This window comes from Amycolatopsis sp. NPDC004079 (assembly GCF_040610415.1).
Taxonomy (GTDB): Bacteria; Actinomycetota; Actinomycetes; order Mycobacteriales; family Pseudonocardiaceae; genus Amycolatopsis; species Amycolatopsis halotolerans.
Map to the genome: position 1 here is coordinate 1 of NZ_JBEXMH010000154.1, position 3,470 is coordinate 3,470.

A 3,470-nucleotide genomic window follows, 5' to 3' on the forward strand; every position below is an offset into this window, starting at 1 on the left:
ACCCCGATACGAAGCCTCCCTGCGGTTCGGGGGTGCTTGTCAAGGCATCTTTCCCGCCTTGACAAGCACCCCCGAACCGTCAGCACAATCAAGCTTCGGGGTGCCCCACGCAACCAACGAGCGCAATGTCGCCGCCAGGCGACGAGCCGCCCCCATCACCCCGCCCCCACCGACTGATCCGCCAGTCAACACAAGATCGCAACTCCTTGGCACAAAACCGATATCTCAAACCGTTACGTGTCCAACCCCACCAGAGTTGCGATTTTCGCAACGCGCGGTTACCGTCTCCGGCCATGGACGAAACAGACCAGCTGAGAGAACGAGTGCGCCAGCTGATCCAGTCCATGCCCGTCCCCCAGCGCGAGTTCGCCGCCGCCATCGGCCTGGACCAGACCAAACTCTCCAAGGCCCTCAACGGCTCCCGCCGGTTCTCCCCGCACGAACTCGTCCGCGTGGCCGAATACTCCGGCGTCACCGTGAATTGGCTGCTCAACGGCAGCGACGACGCCAAAACCGTCACCGCCGTCCCCGCCCCCGCGGCCGGAACGGCGAGCGACCCCGACGACCTGGCCCACTCCGAGCCACGACGGCGAATCCTCGAAACCGCCTGGCGGCTCATCGCCGAACGCGGCTATCACCGGGTGCGCATCTCCGACATCGCCCAGGCGTGCGGCACCAGCACCGCGGCCATCCACTACCACTTCCCCACCAAAACCGAAGTTCTCGACGAAGCGTTGCGGCGCAACGTGAAGCTCGCTTTCGACCGGCAGGTCGCCGAGCTGCACGCGGTGCCCGGCGCGCACGACCGGCTGCTCAAGCTCGTCGAACTCCAGCTGCCCACCGAGGGCCTGCTGCGCGCCGAATGGTCGGTGTGGCTGCAGGTCTGGAACGAGGTCGCGCTCGACCCGCGGCTGCGTTCGCTCTACACCGACTCCTACGACCGCTGGTACCAGACCATTCTCATGACCATCCGCACCGGCCAGGAGCAGGGCGTGTTCCGCCTGGCCGGCCCCGAGGCCGCCACCGCGCAGCTCACCGCGCTGATCGACGGCCTCGGCATCCAGGTGCTGACCGGGCGTCCCGGCAGCACGGTGGGCGCGATGCGCGCGCACCTGCACGACTTCATCGACCGCTCGATCGTCCAAGGAGCCTGATGAACCACGAGGTCATCGTCACCTGTGCGCTCACCGGCGCGGGGGACACCACCCGCCGGAGCCCGCACGTCCCGGTCAGCCCGGCGCAGATCGCCGAAAGCGCCATCGAGGCCGCCAATGCCGGCGCGGCGGTGGTCCACATCCACGTGCGCGAACCCGAAACCGGTGCCCCGTCGCGAGACGTCGCGCTGTACCGCGAGGCTGTGCGGCTGGTCAAAGAGTCCGGTGTGGACGTCGTCGTCAACCTCACCGCGGGTATGGGCGGCGACCTCGTCATCGACGCCGAAGACCCGCTCAAGCCAGTCGACGGCACCGACCTCGTCAACGCGCACGACCGGCTCCCGCACGTCGAGGAACTCCTGCCGGACATCTGCACGCTCGACTGCGGTTCGCTGAACTTCGGCGAGGGCAACCAACTTTACGTGTCCACTCCGGACATGCTGCGCACCGGCGCGAAGCGGATCCAGGAGCTGGGCGTGAAGCCCGAGCTGGAGATCTTCGACACCGGCAACCTCTGGTTCGCCACGAAGATGGTCGAGGAAGGCCTGATCGACCCGCCGCCGCTGTTCCAGCTGTGCATGGGAATCCCGTACGGCGCGCCGCCGGATCCCGGGTTGTTGCAGGCGATGGTGCACCTGCTGCCGGAAGGCGCGCAGTGGGCGTCGTTCGCCATCGGACGCGACCAGATGCCGTGGGTCGCGCAGTCGGTGCTGCTGGGCGGGCACGTCCGGGTCGGGCTGGAGGACAACCTCTACCTCGCGCGCGGCGTCAAGGCCACCAACGGCCAGCTCGTGGAACGCGCCGTGGACATCGTGCAGAAGCTCGGCGCGGACATCGCCGGCCCCGATCGGGCGCGCGAAATCCTCGGCTTGAAGGAGCGCGTGAATGCCTGAGCCCGCTGAGACCACTGTGGACACTGTCGCCTGCATCGGAGCCGGAGTCATCGGCGGCGGCTGGGTCGCGCATTTCCTCGCCCAGGGCTTCGACGTCCGGGCCTGGGACCCCGCGCCGGACGCGGCCGAGAAGCTCGAAAGGCTCGTCAACGCGGCGTGGCCCGCGCTCACCGAACTGGGCCTCAAGCCCGGGGCAAGCCGCGATCGCCTCACCGTCACCGCGACGCTCGCGGAAGCCGTCGACGGCGTGGGCTTCGTCCAGGAAAGCGCGCCGGAAGACTTGGCGCTCAAGCAGAAACTGCTCGCCGACATCGACGCTGTCACCGCGCCGGACGTCGTGATCGCTTCGTCCACCTCCGGCTACGGCATGACCGAAATGCAGGTCGCCGCGAAGACGCCGGAACGGCTCGTGGTCGGGCATCCGTTCAACCCGCCGTACCTGATCCCGCTGGTCGAGGTCGCGGGCGGGAAGCTCAGCGCGCCGCAGGCGGTCGAGCGGGCCGCCGAGTTCTACCGGCGCGTCGGCAAGTCCGTGATCACCATGGACCGCGAGGTGCCCGGGTTCATCGCGAACCGGCTCCAGGAAGCGCTCTGGCGGGAAGCCCTGCACATGGTCGCGAACGGCGAGGCGACCGTCGAGCAGATCGACCTCGCGATCACCGACGGGCCGGGCCTGCGCTGGCCGGTCCAGGGCCCGATGCTCACCTTCCACCTGGCGGGCGGCGAAGGCGGCATGGCGCACATGCTGGACCACTTCGGACCGTCGCTGAAGTCGCCGTGGACCCGGCTCGAAGCGCCCGAACTCACCAAGGACCTGCGCGACGCCGTGGTCGCCGGCTGCGACGACGAGGCCGACGGGCGCACGATCGCCGACCTGATCGCCGAACGCGACCGGGCGGTCATCGCCATCCAGCGCGCGGTCGGGCAGGCCCGTCGTGGCTGAGTACCGCGACCGGGTCCGTCCGGAGTGGATCGACTACAACGGCCACCTCTCCGAGCCCTACTACGTCCTCGTCTTCGGCGACGCGACCACCGCGCTGATGGACATCGTCGGACTCGGCCCCGGCTACCGCGAGAGAACCGGGGCGTCGCTGTACACAGTGGAGGCTCACGTCCGGTACCTGCGCGAAGTCGGCGCGGACGCCGAACTCGACGTGACGACCACCGTGGTGTCAGCCGGCGCGAAAAAGGTGCGGCTCTGCCACGAAATGCGGGTCGCCGGCGAACTCGTCGCCACCGAAGAGCTGTTGTGCCTGCACGTTTCCGGGGGCCGCGCGACGCCGTTCCCCGCCGACGTGGCCACCGCGCTGGAGGCGCACCTAGCTCCCGCGCCGGACTACGCGGGGCGCGCCATCGCCTGATCCCCTCCTCCCCCACCGTGTCGTGAGTGGCAATGCCGGTGCTGACCGGCATTGCCACTCAC

General features: G+C 69.0%; 4 protein-coding genes. All 4 read left to right on the plus strand.

The genetic code is table 11. The features are described 5' to 3' along the window. Nucleotides 1–293: 293 nt before the first annotated feature. Genes ABZX37_RS49260 through ABZX37_RS49275 form a run of 4 tightly spaced genes read left to right on the plus strand, consistent with a single transcriptional unit; the run spans nt 294 to nt 3,408 of the window. Entirely contained in the window at nt 294–1,154 is an 861-nt protein-coding gene (locus ABZX37_RS49260; RefSeq protein ID WP_354751257.1) for a TetR/AcrR family transcriptional regulator, read from the plus strand. Then, entirely contained in the window at nt 1,154–2,047 is an 894-nt protein-coding gene (locus ABZX37_RS49265; protein WP_116198444.1) for a 3-keto-5-aminohexanoate cleavage protein, read from the plus strand. Before ABZX37_RS49260 ends, ABZX37_RS49265 begins: the two co-directional genes overlap by 1 nt. Further along, entirely contained in the window at nt 2,040–2,990 is a 951-nt protein-coding gene (locus tag ABZX37_RS49270; RefSeq protein ID WP_354751258.1) for a 3-hydroxyacyl-CoA dehydrogenase NAD-binding domain-containing protein, read from the plus strand. The genes ABZX37_RS49265 and ABZX37_RS49270 overlap by 8 nt, the downstream gene beginning before the upstream one ends. Then, nucleotides 2,983–3,408 (plus strand): thioesterase family protein, encoded by a 426-nt coding sequence (locus ABZX37_RS49275; RefSeq protein ID WP_354751259.1) that lies wholly within the window; start codon nt 2,983–2,985, stop codon nt 3,406–3,408. Before ABZX37_RS49270 ends, ABZX37_RS49275 begins: the two co-directional genes overlap by 8 nt. Nucleotides 3,409–3,470: the final 62 nt, after the last annotated feature.

What these genes read in the sequence shown, in the direction of transcription:
- ABZX37_RS49265 (WP_116198444.1), top strand. Translation starts at nt 1,154, where the DNA reads ATGAACCACGAGGTCATCGTCACCTGTGCGCTCACCGGCGCGGGGGAC.
- ABZX37_RS49260 (WP_354751257.1), top strand. Translation starts at nt 294, where the DNA reads ATGGACGAAACAGACCAGCTGAGAGAACGAGTGCGCCAGCTGATCCAG.
- ABZX37_RS49270 (WP_354751258.1), top strand. Translation starts at nt 2,040, where the DNA reads ATGCCTGAGCCCGCTGAGACCACTGTGGACACTGTCGCCTGCATCGGA.